Origin of the sequence: Bovifimicola ammoniilytica, from assembly GCF_025567085.1 — a bacterium.
Classification (GTDB): domain Bacteria; phylum Bacillota; class Clostridia; order Lachnospirales; family Lachnospiraceae; genus Bovifimicola; species Bovifimicola ammoniilytica.
On the sequence record NZ_JAOQJN010000026.1, the window covers coordinates 1 to 722 of the forward strand.

The following is a 722-nucleotide window of genomic DNA, read 5'->3' on the forward strand; positions in this document are numbered from 1 at the left end:
GGATTAATTGGGCAAATTATACCAATGGTAAAGATATAGGATATGATGTTGGTATAAGATTTATTGCAAATATGGAAGAATTACAATTGTTTGTGAATTCATTTAATGAAGAAATGAATTACCTATTTTCAGATTGAGTATATTACAAATGATTAGTAGATGCAGTAGAATATATTGAAGAGATAGGGAGGCGTGGTAAATATGTTTATAAAGTCAGAAAATCAGAGATATATTGTAAATTACAAATATATTGATGAAAATAATATATATGCAAAAGTATTTTTTATAAAAGATAAAAATAGGATAATTGAAAAAAATTCAATTCATGCTAAATCGGGAGCTGGTGGAGAAAGAATTGCAATTTCAAATGATGGAAAATATTTGGTAACAGCTTTTTATGAAAAAAGAGCATTCATTTATAATATTAACAACGAAGGTAATTATAAATTAATTAAAACAAAAAAAGATGCAGAATATCGTGAGGATATATTTATTGAAGAATATATTCTGGGAATAAGACAAAGTGATTTGAATTACGAAATATTAGAGGAAAGGATTGTAAAATTGCAAACATAGTTATAATTATCAAAAACATTGATTGAAATAGCTGTTGAATAATGTGATATGTCCATATAAAGTAAATAATGCATATGGACATTTTAAGGAGGTTTAAAATGGAAAAATTGGTTTGCAGTTGTGGCAGCTTTAATTTTATAGAGGAA

At 25.5% G+C, this 722-nt stretch carries 1 protein-coding gene; it reads left to right on the forward strand.

The window, feature by feature from the left end; genetic code table 11:
* The first annotated feature begins 201 nt into the window (after positions 1-201).
* Positions 202-576 carry a hypothetical protein gene (locus OCV48_RS13935; protein WP_021982704.1) on the forward strand — a complete coding sequence of 125 codons (375 nt, stop codon included), beginning with the start codon at positions 202-204 and terminating at the stop codon, positions 574-576.
* Positions 577-722: the final 146 nt, after the last annotated feature.

Bases quoted from the DNA above. Each gene is read 5' to 3' on its own strand.
- OCV48_RS13935 (WP_021982704.1), top strand. From the start codon at position 202: ATGTTTATAAAGTCAGAAAATCAGAGATATATTGTAAATTACAAATAT.